We start from the raw sequence: 17,492 nt of genomic DNA, 5'->3' as shown, positions 1-17,492 counted from the left end.
CTTGTAACTTCGGCGAAACAGCCGGTGTTATTTGGAAGAAATTTCCCACTACGCCGTAACAAAACGTCGGTACCGACCGGCTCAAGCCATTTGCCTATGGAACAATAAAATCGGTACGGCGCTATCGAAAGCGCGCGCTTCGCAAGCGACCTTCGCCACATCCGGACCGACCCGGTCTTGCTCCGCCAATGACAATAATCTTGTGAAAAATCCAATATTAGGGCACAATTTGTGAACGCATCGGAAGTTGCGGCGCAATCTCAAATCCGGCCGTCTCGCGCCGGGTAGCGGTTCGCGTCGGAGGGTCGGCGTCGATGGATCCGGGGTTCTTTCTTCTGTTCGCTACGGTGTCCGTGATCACGGCCCTGACGGTGGTCTTGGCCCGGAATCCGGTGCACAGCGCATTGGCGCTGATGGCGTGTTTCCTCAACATCTCGGCAATCTTCGTTATGCTCGAGGCGCCGTTGCTCGCGGTGATCCAGATCTTCGTCTATGTCGGCGCGATCATGGTCCTGTTCCTGTTCGTGATCATGATGATCGATGTACGTGAAGCGGTGTTGCAGCGGTTCTTGCCGGGCCGCAACCTGCCGGCCATGGTGCTGCTCATCCTGCTTGGGATCGAGATGCTTGTGCTGGTGCTCTGGAGCGACCGCTTTTCGATCACGGAGCCCGCTGCCATGGGCGGCGGCGATCAGATCAGGCAGCTCAGCACGACACTTTTCGCCGACTATCTCCTGCCGTTTGAAGCTGCGTCCGTCATCCTTCTGGCCGCCCTGGTCGGCGCCATCGTGCTGGCGCGGAAGGAGCAGGGATGATGGTTCCGCTCTCGTGGTACATTCTACTCGGAGTGGTCCTGTTCGTGATCGGAGCAGCGGGCGTGCTGGTCAGGCGCAATATCCTGGTCGTGCTGATGTCGCTGGAGCTGCTGCTCAACTCGGTCAACATCAATTTCATCGCTTTCGGGCGTTACTACGGCGATTTCCGCGGGCAGATCTTCGCGATCTTCGTCATCGCAATCACCGCGGCGGAAGTTGCCGTCGCCCTCGGTATCCTGGTCGCCCTCGTGAGGAACAAATCCACCCTCAAGGTCGACGAAGTGACCATGATGAAAGGATAGCGGCTTTGGACCCGGTGATATCGATCCGGCCGCTGCTTGCCGTCGCCATAGCAGGCCTGGCGGCCCTTGCCGTTCTCCTTCTGCACAACCGCGAGAAGCTCCGCGATATCGTCTCGCCGCTCGCTGCAATCGCCATGTTCGCGATTGTCGTCTCGATGGCGCCCACGGTGCTGGCGGGCGGGACGGTCGATTTGCGCCTGTTCGAAATTTTGCCGGGGATAGACTTCGCTTTCCGGGTAGATGCGCTCGGCATGGTATTCGCCACCGTCTCGTCGCTTTTGTGGATCGTGGCGGCGATCTATTCCATCGGCTACATGCGCCACTTGAACGAGCATGCGCAGACTAGGTTCTTCGCCTGCTTCGCCACCAGCCTCGCGGCGGCCGTCGGGGGCGCCTTTTCCGCCAATCTGTTCACGCTGGTGATCTTCTACGAGATGCTTAGCCTCGTGACCTATCCGCTTGTTTACCACCACGAGGATGAACAGGGATGGGCGGGCAGCCGCAAGTACCTCGTCTATTTGATGGGCGCGTCGAAAAGCCTGCTTCTCGCGGCGCTGGCGTTGACCTACCACATTGCGGGGTCGCTCGATTTTGTGGCGGGGGGGCTGCTCTCGCGGGTCGATGCCTCGGCCCCGATGCTTACTGTCGTCTATTTCTGCTATCTCTTCGGTTTTGCCAAGGCTGCGGTGATGCCGATGCACGCCTGGCTGCCTGCCGCGATGGTGGCGCCGACACCGGTCAGCGCGCTCCTGCATGCAGTGGCAGTGGTCAAGATGGGCGTGTTCTGCGTGCTGCGGGTGGTATTCCACATTTTCGGCACGGGGCTGGTGGGCGGGCTGGGGCTGGGCATCGCCACGGCCTATCTGGTCTCCTTCACGATCCTGATGGCGTCCGTCTATGCCCTGACGCGGGACGACCTGAAGGCGAGGCTCGCCTATTCGACGGTCAGCCAGCTCTCCTACATCGTTCTGGGCGCGGTTCTGTTGTCGCCGGTCGCGATGGTCGGCGGCATCATCCACATTGCGGCTCATGCGTTCTCCAAGATCACCCTCTTCTTCTGCGCCGGCTCGATCTTTTGCGCGTCGGGAAAGCGGAATATCAGCGACATGGCCGGCATCGGCCGCAGGCTGCCTTGGACGATGGGTGCTTTTTTCGTCGCCTCGCTGAGCGTGATCGGGGTGCCGCCGACCGCGGGCTTCGTCAGCAAGTGGTATCTGGCGCGGGGCTCGGTGGAGGCGGGCGAAATTGCGTTCCTGGTCGTGCTCCTTGCGAGCTCGGTCCTGAACGCAGCTTATTTCCTGCCTGTCAGCTATGTCGCTTTTTTCGGGACGGAAGCGCAGGAGAGCCCGGCGACGGTCCGTGAAATTCCGATGATGACGATCCCGCTGGTTGCGACCGCCATCTTGTCGGTGTCGATGGGCATCTTTCCCGGCTATTTCCTCGCCCTGGCGGAAGGAGTTGTCAGATGATTAAGCGTGTCGTCGACTTCTTTGGTGACGAGGAACATGCGAGCCAGCGCCGCCGGCTGTTCTATCTGGTGCTCGTTCTGATCGTCATCGCCGACTTTCTGGTCCACCGCGAACACGCCGAATACCTGTGGGACCGCCTGCCGGGCTGGTCGGCCGTCTACGGCTTCTTATCCTGCGTGCTGCTGATTTTCGTTTCCAAGTTCCTCGGCCATCGGGCTGGGCTCATGCGGCGCGAGGACTATTATGACTGACTTCGTCCATCCCGCCCTGCTGTTCATTCTCGGCGCCCTGCCGATCCCTTTCCTGAACGGATCGATCCGCAAAGCCTATCTGCTGCTGATCCCGGCGCTGGCGATCCTCGCCGTGCTGACGGTACAACCGGGAAGCTACGGCGCGACGCAGTTCATCGGGCAGGAAATCCTCATAGCCAAGGTCGACAAGCTGAGCATCGTCTTCGCCACCGTTTTCACCATCATGGCGCTGATCGGAACGGTCTATGCGCTGCACCTGCCTCGCCCCGGCCAGCATGTCGCTGCATTTGTCTACGTCGGCAGCGCCCTCGGCATCGTGTTCGCCGGCGACTACCTGACGCTCTACCTGTTCTGGGAAGGCATGGCGTTTGCCTCTGCCTATCTGGTCTTCGCCCAAGGCGGCCGACAGGCGATCGCCGCCGGGTTCCGGTATCTCATGGTCCATATCACTGGCGGCGTCGTCCTACTGGGCGGCGTCATTCTCTACGGGCTCTCGACTGGCTCGCTGCTCTTCGGCCCGATCGCAGGCGAGATGGGCGTCGGCGCTTACCTGATCCTTGCCGGGTTCATGCTCAACGCCGCTGTGCCGCCGCTCAACGCATGGCTGACCGACGCTTACCCGGAGGCGACTGTCACCGGCGCGGTGTTCATGAGCGCCTTCACCACCAAGACCGCCGTCTATGTGCTGGCGCGGGCGTTTCCGGGAACTGAACTTCTCGTTTGGCTCGGCACCGCGATGGCGCTCTACGGCGTCGTCTACGCGGTGCTGGAGAACGACTGCCGGCGGCTACTGGCCTATCACATCGTTAGCCAGGTGGGCTACATGGTGGCGGGCGTCGGCGTCGGCACCGAGATGGCGGTGAACGGGGCCACCAGTCATGCCTTCGCACATATCCTCTACAAGGCGCTCTTGTTCATGGGTGCTGGGGCGGTGATTTACGTCACCGGCCGGCGCAAACTCACCGAGCTTGGTGGGCTCTACAAGACCATGCCGGTGACCGTGGCGCTCTACATGGTTGGCGCTTTCGCGATTTCGGCATTTCCATTCTTCTCGGGCTTCGTCACCAAGTCGATGGTGGTGGCCGCCGCCGGACAGGATCACCGCGCTGTGATGGTGCTCGCGCTGACGATGGCGTCGGCGGGGACGTTCCTGCACACCGGACTGAAGCTGCCATACTACATGTTCTTTGGCACCGACCGTGGGCTGGAGGCGCGGGAGCCGCCCCGCAACATGCTGGTTGCGATGGGCATGGCGGCGGTGCTCTGCATCGCGATCGGGGTGTTCCCTCAGCCGCTTTACGATCTTCTGCCCTATCCGGTGGACTACGAACCTTACACCGGCGTCCATGTCACCGAGAGCCTTGGCGTGCTGATGTTCACCGCCTTGGGTTTTGTCATATTCCTCAGGGCGCTCGACCCCGAGAACACGATCAGCATCGACACCGATTGGTTCTACCGCAAGGGCGCACGGGTCTTCATGTGGATCGCCGGAAAACCGCTGGCGCGCTACGAGAAGGCGGTGAGCGACGTGTCCGAGACTGCTGTGTTGCCTTTCCTGCATGGGGCGGCGCGAATGGGACTGCGGATCGATGTCACCGGCGTTGACGCCGTCGTGAACGGTGTCGCCCGCTTGACCCTGCGCGGCGGCGGGGCGCTGCGGCGGCTCCAGACCGGCGTCGTGACCCATTACGTGCTGGCGATGATCGCCGGTGTGATCGCAGCCACCGTCGTCTTCGCCGTGGCGTGGCGGTAGGGGGTGCGATGGAGTTCCCGCTACTCAGTCTCATCATGTTCACGCCCGTCGCCGGGGCGGTGGTTCTGATGTTCCTCCACAGCGACGATGCGGTGCGGTGGACAGCGCTGGGTGTCACCGTCCTCGACCTTGCTCTCTCCATCGCTATGCTGGCCAGCTTCGACACAACGACCCACGCGATGCAGTTCACCGAGACGCACCCGTGGGTGCCGGCACTCGGGATCACCTATGCGCTTGGTATCGACGGGATAAGCGCGCTCTTCGTGTTCCTGACAGCGCTGTTGGGCTCTATCTGCGTGCTCGCCTCGTGGGTCGCGATCGATCGCAAGGTGAAGGAGTTCATGGTCAGTCTGCTCACCATGCAGGCGCTGATGCTGGGGGTGTTCTGCGCGCTCGACCTGTTCCTGTTCTACGTCTTCTGGGAGGCGATGCTGATCCCGATGTACCTGATCATCGGCGTCTGGGGTGGCGAAGGCCGGGTATATGCGGCGCTCAAGTTCTTCCTCTACACGCTGGCGGGCAGCCTCCTGTTCCTCATCGGTGTCATCGTGCTCTATTTCAACGGCGGCGAGACCTTCGACATCCTCGCGCTGACAGCGCAGGATTTGCCGTTCCCAGTCCAGTCCTGGCTGTTCTTCGCCTTCCTGATCGCCTTCGCCGTCAAGGTGCCGATGGTGCCGGTCCATACCTGGCTGCCGGACGCCCATGTGCAGGCGCCGACGGCAGGCAGCATCATCCTTGCAGGGGTGCTCCTGAAGATGGGCGCCTACGGGTTCCTGCGGTTCTCGCTGCCGATGCTGCCGGAGGCGTCGGTGTATTATTCGACGCTGATGCTTTCGCTTTCGGCGCTTGCGATCGTCTATGGCGGGTTGCTTGCGCTGGCGCAGGACGACCTGAAGAAGCTGGTGGCCTATTCCAGCATCAGCCACATGGGCTTCGTGACGATGGGGATTTTTGCAATGAACCTGCGCGGGCTCGAGGGCGGCATCCTGCAAATGTTCAATCATGGCGTAACGACGGGCGCCCTGTTCCTGTTCGTCGGCCTGATTTACGAGCGGACACATACGCGCAGCATCGCCGAATATGGCGGGTTGATGAAGGCGGCGCCGGTCTACACAGCGTTTCTCGCGCTGTTCACCCTATCGTCGATGGCGCTGCCGGGAACGAATTCGTTCATAGGCGAATTGCTGGTGTTGTCCGGCGGGTTTGCGGCCAACCTGGCCGTCGGCGCGGCGGCCGTTTTGGGCGCGTTGCTGGGCGCGGCCTATCTGCTTGGCATGTACAGGAAAGTCGCGCTCGGTCCCGCCAGCGTCGGCGCCCGGTTCAAGATATGCGACGTGAACGCCCGCGAGATGGCAGCGATCCTGCCGCTAGCCGTGTTAGTGCTGTGGGTCGGGCTCTATCCGAAACCCTTTCTCGGCATCATCGACGTCTCGGTGAAGCATCTGCTGGCTCAGGTGCACGATAAGGGGAGCGGCCCATGACAGCCGCAGCACTTTTCCAGTCGGCTCTCGCAAGCCTGCCCGAGATCGTGGTGATCACTGGAGCCTGCATCCTGCTGATCCTGGGACAACTTGTGCGCAGGGGGCAGGAATATTTCCTGGTCTGGGCTTCCGTCGCGATCGTGCTGATTGCCGCCTTGGCGACACTCATTCTTTCGAGCGAGGTGCGGCCGGCCTATACGGGCATGTTCGTCGCCGACCGCTTCGCGGTCTTCTTCAAGTTCGTGTTCTACCTGGCCACCATCCTGACATTCCTCCTTTCGCGAAAATATGCGGATATCGAGGGGATCGGGAGCAGCGAATACTATGTCCTGCTGCTCTTTGCGCTTTCGGGAATGATGATCATGGCCTCGGCGACCGATCTCCTCTCGATCTATGTGGGCCTCGAACTGATGGTGCTCTGCACCTATGTGCTGACCGGATTCCTGCGGCGAGAGCGGCGGTCAAACGAAGCGGCGCTGAAATACGTGATCCTTGGCGCGGTCTCGACCGGGATTTTCCTTTACGGCGTTTCGCTGGTCTACGGGCTCACCGGTACGACGCAGCTGGACGGGATGGCTGCGGCGGTCACCGGCGATCCGCTCGATCCCGGATTGTTGCTGGCGGTGGTCTTCATCGTCGCGGGGCTGGTCTTCAAGGTCGGCGCGGTGCCGTTCCATATGTGGTTGCCGGACGTCTATGAAGGCGCACCGACGACGATCACCGCCTTCATGTCGGTCGGCCCCAAGGCGGCGGGGTTCGCAGTGATCCTGCGGGTGTTCCTCAACCCGCTGGTAGCAGCCTCGGACGTTTGGATCATCGTCGCGGTCATTGCCGTGGTGACGATGGCGCTCGGCAGTTTCGTGGCGCTGGTGCAGGATAATTTCAAGCGGCTCCTCGCTTATTCCAGCATCGCCCATGCCGGGTTCGCCCTTTTTGGCGTGGTGGCCGGCGGCGCCGACGGGATCGCCAGCGTGATGCTCTACCTGCTGATATACTCTTTGATGAATCTCGGCATTTTCGCCACCGTCATCATGATGCGGAACGCCAATTTCTCGGGCGAGGTTATCGAAGACTACTCGGGTTTCGCCAAGTCCCGTCCCGGGCTCGCGCTTCTGATGCTGCTCTATCTGTTCTCGCTCGCCGGCATTCCGCCGACGGCCGGGTTCTTCGCCAAGTTCTATGTGCTGGTCGCGCTCGTCGAGCGAGGTTTCGTCATGCTGGCGGTGATCGCGGTGCTGCTGAGCGCCGTCGCCGCCTACTTTTACATCCGCATCGTCATGGTGATCTACATGCGCGAGCCGGAAAGGACGTTCGACCCGGCGCTGACGCCCTCGGTGCGCGCCACGCTCGCCTTCACCGCCTTGGGCACCATCGGCATCGGCCTGTTTCCCGCCTGGTTTCTGAGGCTTGCTCAAAACTCGGTGTTTGGCGGCTGACCGATTGAATTTGCAATGATCTGCCCGACGGAATAAACTCGAAGCTCAAGAAAGGATTGCCCAAGTCGATTCCCCGGGCGACCGCATTACGGCCCTGAACAGGGGCGGCGGCCCGAGAAAAGCCTGCAGTGGGCAACCGGTGCAGTGATATGACTGCAATGGAATTCTTGCCGGTTCTTTTCATGGTCGCCGGAGTTGTTCTGGTGACAGGGGCGACGCTTTTTGTCTCCTCACTGCTGCGCCCGTCCAATCCCTATCCCGAAAAGAACATGCCCTATGAATGCGGCATGGACCCAGCAGGCGACGCCGCCGGGGGCCGCTTCAGGGTGCAGTTCTTTATTCTCGCGATCCTGTTGGTCGTCTTCGATGTCGAGACGATGTTCCTCTTTCCCTGGGCCGTTGTCCTGAAAGACATCGGGCTCGTCGGTTATGTCGAGATGTTCGTCTTCATAGTGCTGCTTCTTGTGGGCTTCGCCTACGCCTGGCTGAAGGGAGCGCTGGAATGGGAGGCGTAAACAATGCGATCCGCGACAGCGTGCTGTTCACCACGGCCGAGAGCGTTATCAACTGGAGCCGAAAATCGGCGCTGTGGCCCGAGACCTTCGGAATTGCCTGCTGCGCCATCGAGATGATCTCGGCGGGGTGCGCCCGCTATGATCTCGACCGGTTCGGCGTGGTGTTCCGGCCTTCGCCGCGCCAGTCCGACGTGATGATCATCGCCGGCACCGTGACGCGGAAATTCGCTCCCGTCGTGCGCAGGCTCTATGACCAGATGCCGGAGCCGCGCTGGGTTATCGCCATGGGCACCTGCGCTATCTCGGGCGGGGTCTACAACACCTATGCCGTGGTGCAGGGAGCGGAGACCTTCGTGCCGGTGGACGTGCATGTGCCCGGCTGCCCGCCGCGGCCCGAGGCGCTGATGCATGGATTCCTGCTACTTCAGGAGAAGATCAAAAAATCCCGAGCACTGGCCGGGACTCCTCTGGATCGGGTTGCAGCGTCATGAGTGTGGAGACGCCCCTCATCCGCACTACGATCACGGAGCGTTTCGGCGAGGCAATCGACGATCTTGGCTTCGCGCATGGTGTACATGCCTTCGCCGCTCCGCCTGACATGATCGTCGAGCTTTGCCGGTTTCTGAAGGAACACCCGGCGTTGCGGTTCAACTTCCTGTCGGACATTTGCGGGGTCGATCATTATCCTGAGATGCCACGCTACGAGACGGTGTACCACCTCTATTCGCTACCGAACAAATGGCGCGTTCGCATCAAATGCCGCCTCGCCGATCCGCCGCGGGTCCCGTCGGTGACGGGGGTCTGGCGAACCGCCAATTGGCATGAGCGCGAAGCCTGGGACATGTACGGGATCAGGTTCGACGGCCATCCTGACTTGCGCCGGATCTACATGTGGGAAGGGTTCGAGGGCTTCCCGCAGCGCAAGGATTTTCCGCTCCGTGGCTACAAGGACAAGCTGAACCCGTTTGGCGCCGAAGGCACGCCACCGACGCAGCCCGACCTCGCCACCAAGAACATTCCATAAGGGAGGCCGCTCCACGCCGGGAACTTAAAATGACCGAAGTCACCGAATTGATCAGCCCTCAAGGCGAAGCGTTCGACACCAAGGAGGTGCTTCTCAATCTCGGCCCCCAGCACCCCAGCACGCATGGGGTTCTTCGGCTCGTCCTGGAATTGGACGGCGAGTACGTCAAGCGCGTGGACCCACACATCGGCTACCTCCATCGCGGCACCGAAAAACTGGCGGAGAGCTTCACCTACACCCAGATTTTTCCGCTCACCGACCGGCTCGACTACCTCTGTCCACCGTCGAACAACCTCGCCTTCGCGCTGGCGGTGGAGAAACTCCTCGGCATAGAAGCACCGATCCGCGCACAATATATCCGCGTGATGATGGCCGAGCTGGCGCGGATCTCCGGCCATGTCCTGATCACCGGCGCGCTGCCGATGGACCTCGGCGCCATGACCGCCTTGCTTTACGCCATGCGGGAGCGCGAAATGATCATGGACCTCCTGGAAATGATCAGCGGTGCGCGCATGCACACGTCCTTCTGCAGGGTTGGCGGAGTGCGCGAGGACCTGCCTGACGGTTTCCTTCCCAAGATCAGGGAGTTCTGCGACATCTTCCCGAACCGGATCCGCGACTATGAACGGTTGCTCGAAAACAACCGGGTGTTCCTGAAGCGCACGCAGGGGATCGGCGTGATCTCCGCCGAGGACGCCATCGATCTTGGCCTGAGCGGCCCGAACCTGCGCGCTTCGGGCGTCAACTGGGACATCCGTCGCGACGAGCCCTATGAGATCTATGACCGGCTCGACTTCAACGTCATCACGCGCGACGAGGGCGACTGCTATGCGCGCTGGCAATGTCGGGTCGAGGAAATGCGCGAGAGCGTCCGGATCATCGAGCAATGCCTCGACCAGATGCCCGAGGGGCCGTTCCAGATCGACATGCCAACAATCGCCTTCCCGGTGGACAAGGACAAGGTGCATTGCTCGATGGAAGCACTGATCCAGCATTTCGACCTGTCGGCCTATGGCTTCAAGGTGCCGAAGGGCGAGGTCTATTCGGCGATCGAGGCGCCAAAGGGCGAGCTTGGCTTCTATATCATCAGCGACGGGTCGCCAAAACCATTCCGCATGAAGGTGCGGGCACCCTCGTTCGTCAACCTTCAGGGACTGTTCGGGGTGACCAACGCCCGCTATCTGGCGGACATGATCGCCGTGCTCGGCAGTCTCGACCCAGTGATGGCGGAGGTGGACAAGTAGCAGGGATTTGAATGCAATGACCATGCGCGAAAAGATAAAAGACGCAGCGGCGCGGTATCCCGACCAGCGCTCTGCGATCATGCCCGCGCTTCTGATCGCGCAGAGGGAGCATGGCCATCTGCCTGGTCAGGTGCTGGAAGAAGTCGCCGACATTCTCGGAGTCGAACGGATCTGGGTCTACGAGCTGGCGACCTTTTATACGCTCTTCCATACCGAGCCGGTGGGCATGTTCCATCTGCAACTCTGTGACAATGTTTCCTGCATGCTGTGCGGAGCCGAGGACCTGCTGAAGCATCTGGAAACGGCGCTGGCGATCAGGAAGGGCGACACCACGCCGGACGGGATGTTCACGCTTTCCTCCGTCGAGTGCCTCGGTGCCTGCGAGATGGCTCCGGTGATGCAGGTCGGCGACGATTACCATGGTGCCCTTGATGTCGCGCGGATAGATGCACTTTTGGACAACCTGCGGGCTACAACGGAACGGGTCGCGAGCATCGAGCCCTCTACGCGACCGCAGGGAGAGTAGCGCCATGTTCGAGCCGGTTCTCCTCAAGAATGTCGCCGCGCCGGACAGTCACCTGCTGTCGACCTACGAGGCTGGCGGCGGCTACCAGGCACTGGCGAAGGCGCTGCGCGAATACACGCCTGACGAGGTCGTTAACCTCGTCAAACAGTCCAACCTGCGCGGTCGCGGCGGTGCCGGATTCCCGACGGGCATGAAATGGAGTTTCGTGCCGAAGCAGGTCGACAAGCCGAAATATCTTTGCTGCAACGCCGATGAGGGCGAGCCAGGCACCTTCAAGGACCGGATCATCATGGAGCGCGATCCGCATCAACTCATCGAGGGGCTGGCGGTAAGCGCCTATGCGATTGGGGCCAAAACCGCCTATGTCTACATCCGCGGAGAATATGTGACGGCGATCCGTCGCCTGGAGCAGGCGATCGCCGAGGCACACGAAAAGGGTTATCTGGGAACGGGCATTCTGGGCTCGAATTTCGATTTCGCCGTCCACATCCACTGCGGCGCAGGCGCCTATATCTGCGGCGAGGAGACTGCGATGCTCGAGTCGCTCGAGGGCAAGCGGGCGCAGCCGCGATTGAAGCCGCCGTTTCCGGCCGTGGCCGGGCTCTACGCCAGCCCGACTGTGATCAACAATGTCGAGACGCTGGCCTGCGTGCCGCATATCGTGGCGCGGGGCGCGGACTGGTTCCGCGGCATCGGCCCGGACAAGAGCCCCGGCCCGAAGCTCTACTGCCTCAGTGGGCAGGTGCGCAAACCCGGCCTCTACGAGTTGCCGATGGGCATACCACTGCGCGAGCTGGTCGAGGAACATGCCGGTGGGGCCTTGCCGGGACGCAAGATCAAGGCGGTGATCCCGGGCGGGGTCTCAGCGCCGGTCATCCCTGAGCACGGGCTGGACGTGAGGATGGATTTTGACTCGCTGGCTGCCGCCGGCTCGATGCTCGGTTCGGCTGGCGTTATCGTGATCGACGATAGCACCTGCATGGTCAAGGTCGCCACCAGGATCATCGAGTTCTTCCACCATGAGTCCTGCGGCAAGTGCACGCCCTGCCGGGAAGGATTGAACTGGGTCGTGAAGGTCCTGCGCCGGGTTGAAGGCGGGGATGGCGCACCCGGCGATCTGGAGCAGCTGGAGATGCTCTGCAAGGGCATTTTCGGCAATACGTTTTGTGCCTTGGGTGACGGTGCAGCGATGGGATTGCGTGCAGCACTCGCGCATTTCCGAAATGAATTCGTCGCCCATGTCGAGGAGCGGAGGTGCCCGTTTCACTGAAGGAGTGCTGGATCAGGGTTGTGAGGAAACCATGCTTAAAGTCACGATCGACGAACAAACGCTGGAAGTTGAGGCTGGCTCGACTGTGCTGCAGGCCGCCCAGCGTTTGGGCATCGACGTCCCGACCTTCTGCTATCTGAAGCGGCTGCCGCCGCTGGCTTCGTGCCGCATGTGCCTGGTGGAGATCGAGGGCGTGCGGCGGTTGCAGCCGTCCTGCGCCACTGCGGTCACTGATGGCATGGTCGTGCGGACGAACACGCCTCTGATCGAGGAAACGCGCTCTTCCATGCTCGACATGCTGCTCGCCAACCACCCCCTCGACTGCCCGATCTGCGACAAGGGCGGCGAATGCGAGCTTCAGGACATGGTAATGGCCTACGGGCCCCGCGAAAGCCAATTCCGCGATGACAAACGTGTGTTCCACTCCGAGGACATTCGTCTGAGCCCGGTCATCATCATGAACGTCAACCGCTGCATCCAGTGCCAGCGCTGCGTCCGGATGTGTGAGGAGGTCGTCGGCGCGGTGGCGCTGGGCACCGTCGAAAAAGGCATGGATACCGCCGTCACCGGCTTCGAGGGCAGTCTGGCGAGTTGCGACCAGTGCGGCAATTGCGTCGAGGTCTGCCCGGTCGGCGCGCTGATGAGCTTCCCCTACCGCTACAAGGCGCGCCCCTGGGATCTCGTAGAGACCGACACGGTCTGCCCGCATTGTGGCACCGGTTGCCAGCTGACGGTGGGCACGCGCAAGGGCGAGTTCATGCGGGTGCGCTCGAAGTGGGACGAAGGTGTCAACCACGAAACTCTCTGCGTGCGAGGACGCTTCGGCCTCGATTTCGTTGCAAGCCGGGACCGGATCAAGCAGCCAATGATCCGTCAGGATGGCGCCCTGGTTCCGGTTTCCTGGGACGAAGCGGGGGACTATCTGCGCCGGCGACTGTTGGCCGTCGAGAGCAAGGCTGCCGGCGGGCTGGCCTCGCCTCGCCTGCCCAACGAGGTGCTTTATCAGTTCCAGAAGCTGATGCGAACAGTATTCCGGACCAACAACATTGATTGTTCGTCACGCTGGGCCGCGCCCTTCGATACGCTCGGCCCGCTATTGGGAACTTTCTACAGCCGCACGCCGCTGGACGACGTAATCGGCAACGACTGCGTGCTCGTCGTCGGAGGCAATATAACCGAGGAGAACCCGGTCACCGAATACCTGCTGCGGGACGGCGCGCGGCGGCGGCAGACCGGATTGCTCATGCTATCGGCGCGGCCATCGCGTCTGGACGCCGATGCCAGGGTGGTGGTTCGTGTGCCTCCGGGCGGAGAAGCGGCAAGCCTTGCGGCGGTGGTGGCCGGTCTCGTGGCGGCAGCTGGTCAGGCCTTGCCGGGCGGCGCTTTTGCGGACATCGACGCGGCAATCGGCAGGCCGGCGGCGGGCGCCGGCAGTGACGGGCCGGATCGCCTGGCCGCCGCGCTCAAGGAAGGCCGCAGCGTCACCGTGCTTGTCAGCGTCGACCTCCTGAGATCACCCGAAGCGCGCGCGACGCTGCAGCAGCTCAACAACCTGCTGCACGTTCTCCGCCTGCTCGGCAAAGGCCCGGCGATGCAGTTTCTCTTCGACCGTGCCAACCAGATGGGCGCCTGGGACATGGGGGTCCTGCCGGCGGCTCTGCCGGGGCTGCGGGCGGTCGCCGATGACGCGACGCGCGCAACTCTTGCACGAAACTGGGGCGCCGAAATCCCGTCTGAACCCGGCGCGGATCTCGACGCCATGCTGGAGCTCTGCGTCGGTGGGCGGATGGGCGCGCTCTACATCGTCGGAACCGACCCCCTGGTCGCCTATCCCGACCGGGACTTTGTGACGCGGGCGCTTGGCGCCGCCGATCTCCTGATCGTGCAGGACGCGTTCCTCACGGATACGGCGGGCATGGCCGAGGTCGTCTTGCCCGCGGCGGGCTACGGCGAGGAATCCGGAACGTTCACCAACAACGAGGGTCGGATCCAGAATGTTCGCAAATTCAGTGAGCCCGTTTTCGAGGCGCGAGGCAATCTGGCGATTGTCGACTTCGTCGCGGCGCTACGCAACCAGGCGCTGCGGCCATCGACGCAAGCCGAAATTTTCGACGAGATTGCCCGGCTGCTTCCGGCCTATCAGGGGTTGACGCAGGACGGGCTTGGCGCCGACGGCGCATTCACCAAGGCGGTGCCAACATTACCGGCTGGCGTGTTCCTTGCGCCGCCACCCGTTCCAACAGCAGCCGACCGGCTCATGCTGATCACCGGCGACTGCCTGTTCCACAACGGATATCTTTCCGAACGGTCGGACATCCTGAACACGGTCGCCAACGATCCCTATGTCGCGATGAGCGCGCAGGATACCGCGGAGCTTGGCCTTTCGGATGGTGATCAGGTAATCGTGCGTTCCGGCCAAGGCGAACTGACGGCGCAGCTCAAGGTCGACAGGCGGTTTCCCAAGGGCCTCGTCTTCGTTCCGGAAAACTATAGAGCCTTGCGTCTCAACAGCCTGCTGCGGCGGGGCGAATATCCATGCGCGGTGGAAGTCCAGAAGTCGCATGCGACTCTTGAGGTCGACCGCCCAGGCCGGATCTGGCGTGGGGTCTGAAGATTTGGGGTCGGGGCACCGCAAGGCCCCGCGGCAAGCTGCCCGCCCCAGCGTCTTCACATCGAGTTGGCGACGTCAGTGATACCTGGTCCCGCATATGTAATCCTGCAGATCCTGCTCTGTACGCTGCGCTTCGTCGAGCCTGTGTTTAACCACGTCGCCGATGCTGACCACGCCGACAACGTCGCCTCCATCCGTGACCAACACATGGCGCGTACGCCGCTGGGTCATGATCCCCATCGCGACGGGCAGCAAATCCTGTGTCGAACACGTCGCCACATTGCGGTTCATGATGTCCGCGACCCGCATCGCCGCCGCCTCAGCCCCGTATTCCGCCACCGCATTGCAGCAGTCCCGCTCCGACAGCGTACCGAGATATTTGCTGTTCGATCGGCTCACGACGACGAAGCCGATATTGTTGTCTCGAAACAACCTCAGTACCTCCACCATCGTCTGATCGGGAGCGACTGCGATGACACCGACACCCTTGTTCTTCATGATTTCACCGACAAACATCTAAGCCTCCTTTCCGAGCGCTTCGGTTTGACAGCTGGCGCGCGTTCATGTTCGCCGGATATTCCGCCACCAGTTGTAGCCCTGCGTCTCTTTCGTCTCGACAAGTACGTCCTTCTTCGTATTCAGGCGCGCGGCAACCACGCCGCCGCCGGTTGCCGCCTTACCCGGCTTGGCGAGCAGGTCGTCGCGCCCGATCACCAGGTCACGCGAGGAAAAACTCGAAAATTCATACTGCTGGCCAAGCGCGATCGCATCCGCCGGACAGGCGTCCTCGCACAGCCCGCAGAACAGGCAGCGGGCCGTGTCGATCTCGAATTTGGCCGGGTGCCGCTTGCCCTTCTCGTCCTCGTAGGGGACGACTTCGATACAGTCGCAGGGACAGATCCGCGCGCAGAGTTCGCAGGCCACGCACTTGATCTCGCCCTCTTCATCACGCGTCAGGAAGTGATGCCCGCGATAGCGGGAGTAGGGCAGCCACTTTTCCTTGTCCGGATACTGCATGGTCACGGATCTGGAGAACATGTAGCCGAAAGTCAGAGCCAAGGCGCTCGCCAGATCGGCAAAGAACGCCCAACCAATCCATGTTCCAACTCTGTCCTGCGCGCGCGACATCGCCGCCTCGCTACGGAGCCGCTACGACCCCTAAAAGTACACCGGTTATAATTATGTTCGCCATTGAAAGAGGAAGCAAGACTTTCCATCCGATCGCCATCAGTTGGTCGTAGCGGTAGCGGGGGAAAGTGAAGCGGAACCAGATAAACACATAGACGAAGAACGCGACCTTGAGCACAAACCACAGGAGCGGTGGCAAGGGAATCAGAACTCCGTTCCAACCGCCGAAGAACAGGATCACCACCAGGACAGACACAAGCAATACGATGGCATATTCGCTAACCATGAAGAAGGCAAAGCGGATACCGCTGTATTCGGTATGGAACCCGGCCCCTAGATCGCCTTCCGCTTCCGCCAGGTCGAAGGGAATGCGCTGCGCTTCGGCCAATCCAGCGATGAAGAACACGAAGAATCCGACCGGTTGGTAGACGATGTTCCAGACGTCGGCCTGCGCCCGCACGATCTCGAGAAGGCTCATGGATTGCGCCAGCATGACCACGCCGATGACCGCGAACCCCATCGGGATTTCGTAGCTGATCATCTGCGCGCAGGTTCTGAGGCTGCCCAGGACAGCGTATTTGCTGTTGGAGGCCCAGCCGCCGAAGATGACGCCATAAACCTCGATCCCGATCACCGAGAAAACGAAAAGGAGCGCCACATTCATGTTGGAGACGTAGAGCGTGATCTCGTGGCCGAGGACCGAGACAGTTTCGCCGAAGGGGATCGCGACGAACACCACAAAGGGCGGGGCGAGCGCCAGGATTGGCGCCAGTTTGAACAGGAACCGGTCGGCCTCGGCCGGGATGTGATCCTCTTTGGTCAGGAGCTTGATTCCGTCCGCAACCGGCTGCAACAGCCCGTGCCATCCCACGCGCATCGGCCCCATCCGCTGCTGCATGTGCCCGGCGATCTTGCGTTCCAGCCAGGTTAGCGGCAAGGGTAGCAACAGCAGGATCGCAATCAGGAACGCGACCTTCAAGACGATCAGGCCAAGGGCGACGATAAGTTCCATGATCCCGGCTACTTATTCATCGGGTTGAAGCGCGCCCGGACTTTGGCTCCGGCTATACAATGAGCACTGCGCGCAATTGTCAGACTACATGGTACAACGGCGAGGCACCTCATACAATGCCGTCGCAGTTATGTTGCCGCTGGCTATGATGTGTCCGGGCTCAGGACGTTTTGAGACGAGTGGTTCGCTGTGCAAGATGAAAGCTTCGCGTTTCCGCCGATTGCACGGCACCATGCGTATCAAACCGCCGAGGCTCTCATCGCAGCCGGATGAAGTTCCGTGGCAGGTCAGCTGGCTCCGGGGAGCTGGACACCCTGCAGAAACGCAAAAAGCTCCTCGACCGCTATGGCGAGGAGCAAGGGCAAATACCCTGAATGGGCAAATTTGTAAGTATCGTTGGTTGCGGGGGCAGGATTTGCCCCGTTCGGGTCTTAAAACAGTCCACTGGACTGTTTTATCGGGCGTTGCCCGAGCGACCGCTCACCCTTCAGGTTATGGTGAGCTTCGCGAACGAGGAGCTACCATCGCCAGGGAAAGCGAAGCTTTTCCGCCAGCGATAAGAAGGTAGGTGCTGATCTTTAAGAGGAATTTGGTTGCGGGGGCAGGATTTGAACCTGCGGCCTTCAGGTTATGAGCCTGACGAGCTACCGGG

At 61.5% G+C, this 17,492-nt stretch carries 17 protein-coding genes; 14 read left to right on the top strand and 3 right to left on the bottom strand.

What is annotated here, in order from left to right; translation table 11 throughout:
- Positions 1–314: 314 nt before the first annotated feature.
- The 14 genes from G9X67_RS34125 to nuoG all read left to right on the top strand — a co-directional run bounded on the left by G9X67_RS34125 (position 315) and on the right by nuoG (position 14,700).
- Positions 315–815: an NADH-quinone oxidoreductase subunit J gene (locus G9X67_RS34125; protein ID WP_138334957.1), complete on the top strand. Its 501-nt coding sequence runs from the start codon at positions 315–317 to the stop codon at positions 813–815.
- The gene (gene nuoK / locus G9X67_RS34120) at positions 815–1,117 is read left to right on the top strand and encodes an NADH-quinone oxidoreductase subunit NuoK (protein ID WP_026265523.1); all 303 of its coding nucleotides are present in this window, start codon (positions 815–817) and stop codon (positions 1,115–1,117) included. The genes G9X67_RS34125 and nuoK overlap by 1 nt, the downstream gene beginning before the upstream one ends.
- A gap of 5 nt (positions 1,118–1,122) precedes the next feature.
- Positions 1,123–2,586 carry a monovalent cation/H+ antiporter subunit D family protein gene (locus G9X67_RS34115; RefSeq protein WP_138334956.1) on the top strand — a complete coding sequence of 488 codons (1,464 nt, stop codon included), beginning with the start codon at positions 1,123–1,125 and terminating at the stop codon, positions 2,584–2,586.
- Positions 2,583–2,837 (top strand): hypothetical protein, encoded by a 255-nt coding sequence (locus G9X67_RS34110; protein ID WP_063474349.1) that lies wholly within the window; start codon positions 2,583–2,585, stop codon positions 2,835–2,837. Before G9X67_RS34115 ends, G9X67_RS34110 begins: the two co-directional genes overlap by 4 nt.
- Positions 2,830–4,590: a Na(+)/H(+) antiporter subunit D gene (locus G9X67_RS34105; RefSeq protein ID WP_138334955.1), complete on the top strand. Its 1,761-nt coding sequence runs from the start codon at positions 2,830–2,832 to the stop codon at positions 4,588–4,590. Before G9X67_RS34110 ends, G9X67_RS34105 begins: the two co-directional genes overlap by 8 nt.
- A gap of 8 nt (positions 4,591–4,598) precedes the next feature.
- Entirely contained in the window at positions 4,599–6,074 is a 1,476-nt protein-coding gene (locus G9X67_RS34100; protein ID WP_138334983.1) for an NADH-quinone oxidoreductase subunit M, read from the top strand.
- Positions 6,071–7,510: an NADH-quinone oxidoreductase subunit N gene (locus G9X67_RS34095; RefSeq protein WP_138334954.1), complete on the top strand. Its 1,440-nt coding sequence runs from the start codon at positions 6,071–6,073 to the stop codon at positions 7,508–7,510. The genes G9X67_RS34100 and G9X67_RS34095 overlap by 4 nt, the downstream gene beginning before the upstream one ends.
- Before the next feature lie 149 nt (positions 7,511–7,659).
- Entirely contained in the window at positions 7,660–8,025 is a 366-nt protein-coding gene (locus G9X67_RS34090; RefSeq protein WP_138334953.1) for an NADH-quinone oxidoreductase subunit A, read from the top strand.
- Positions 8,013–8,516, top strand: coding sequence for an NADH-quinone oxidoreductase subunit B (locus G9X67_RS34085; RefSeq protein ID WP_020052269.1), 504 nt, complete (start codon positions 8,013–8,015; stop codon positions 8,514–8,516). The genes G9X67_RS34090 and G9X67_RS34085 overlap by 13 nt, the downstream gene beginning before the upstream one ends.
- Positions 8,513–9,049: an NADH-quinone oxidoreductase subunit C gene (locus tag G9X67_RS34080; RefSeq protein ID WP_138334952.1), complete on the top strand. Its 537-nt coding sequence runs from the start codon at positions 8,513–8,515 to the stop codon at positions 9,047–9,049. The genes G9X67_RS34085 and G9X67_RS34080 overlap by 4 nt, the downstream gene beginning before the upstream one ends.
- Before the next feature lie 29 nt (positions 9,050–9,078).
- Positions 9,079–10,293, top strand: coding sequence for an NADH dehydrogenase (quinone) subunit D (gene nuoD, locus G9X67_RS34075; protein ID WP_138334951.1), 1,215 nt, complete (start codon positions 9,079–9,081; stop codon positions 10,291–10,293).
- A 16-nt stretch (positions 10,294–10,309) separates the two neighbouring features.
- Positions 10,310–10,819, top strand: coding sequence for an NADH-quinone oxidoreductase subunit NuoE (gene nuoE, locus G9X67_RS34070; protein WP_138334950.1), 510 nt, complete (start codon positions 10,310–10,312; stop codon positions 10,817–10,819).
- A gap of 4 nt (positions 10,820–10,823) precedes the next feature.
- The gene (gene nuoF, locus G9X67_RS34065; protein ID WP_138334949.1) at positions 10,824–12,089 is read left to right on the top strand and encodes an NADH-quinone oxidoreductase subunit NuoF; all 1,266 of its coding nucleotides are present in this window, start codon (positions 10,824–10,826) and stop codon (positions 12,087–12,089) included.
- A gap of 31 nt (positions 12,090–12,120) precedes the next feature.
- Positions 12,121–14,700 carry an NADH-quinone oxidoreductase subunit NuoG gene (gene nuoG / locus G9X67_RS34060; RefSeq protein ID WP_138334982.1) on the top strand — a complete coding sequence of 860 codons (2,580 nt, stop codon included), beginning with the start codon at positions 12,121–12,123 and terminating at the stop codon, positions 14,698–14,700.
- A gap of 75 nt (positions 14,701–14,775) precedes the next feature.
- Here the strand turns inward: nuoG and G9X67_RS34055 are convergent, their stop codons facing one another.
- The 3 genes from G9X67_RS34055 to nuoH are packed head-to-tail and all read right to left on the bottom strand — an operon-like array spanning position 14,776 to position 16,840.
- Positions 14,776–15,216 carry a CBS domain-containing protein gene (locus tag G9X67_RS34055; protein WP_138334948.1) on the bottom strand — a complete coding sequence of 147 codons (441 nt, stop codon included), beginning with the start codon at positions 15,214–15,216 and terminating at the stop codon, positions 14,776–14,778.
- Between the two features lie 45 nt (positions 15,217–15,261).
- Positions 15,262–15,828 carry an NADH-quinone oxidoreductase subunit I gene (locus tag G9X67_RS34050; RefSeq protein ID WP_138334947.1) on the bottom strand — a complete coding sequence of 189 codons (567 nt, stop codon included), beginning with the start codon at positions 15,826–15,828 and terminating at the stop codon, positions 15,262–15,264.
- Between the two features lie 10 nt (positions 15,829–15,838).
- Entirely contained in the window at positions 15,839–16,840 is a 1,002-nt protein-coding gene (gene nuoH / locus G9X67_RS34045) for an NADH-quinone oxidoreductase subunit NuoH (protein ID WP_138334946.1), read from the bottom strand.
- Positions 16,841–17,492 lie beyond the last annotated feature (652 nt).

The sequence above is a fragment of the Rhizobium sp. WYCCWR 11152 genome, from assembly GCF_013087615.1.
In the GTDB taxonomy this organism is placed as follows: domain Bacteria; phylum Pseudomonadota; class Alphaproteobacteria; order Rhizobiales; family Rhizobiaceae; genus Rhizobium; species Rhizobium indicum.
Note: the sequence above shows the minus strand (reverse complement) of the source record. Positions and strands in the feature narration are given on the sequence as shown.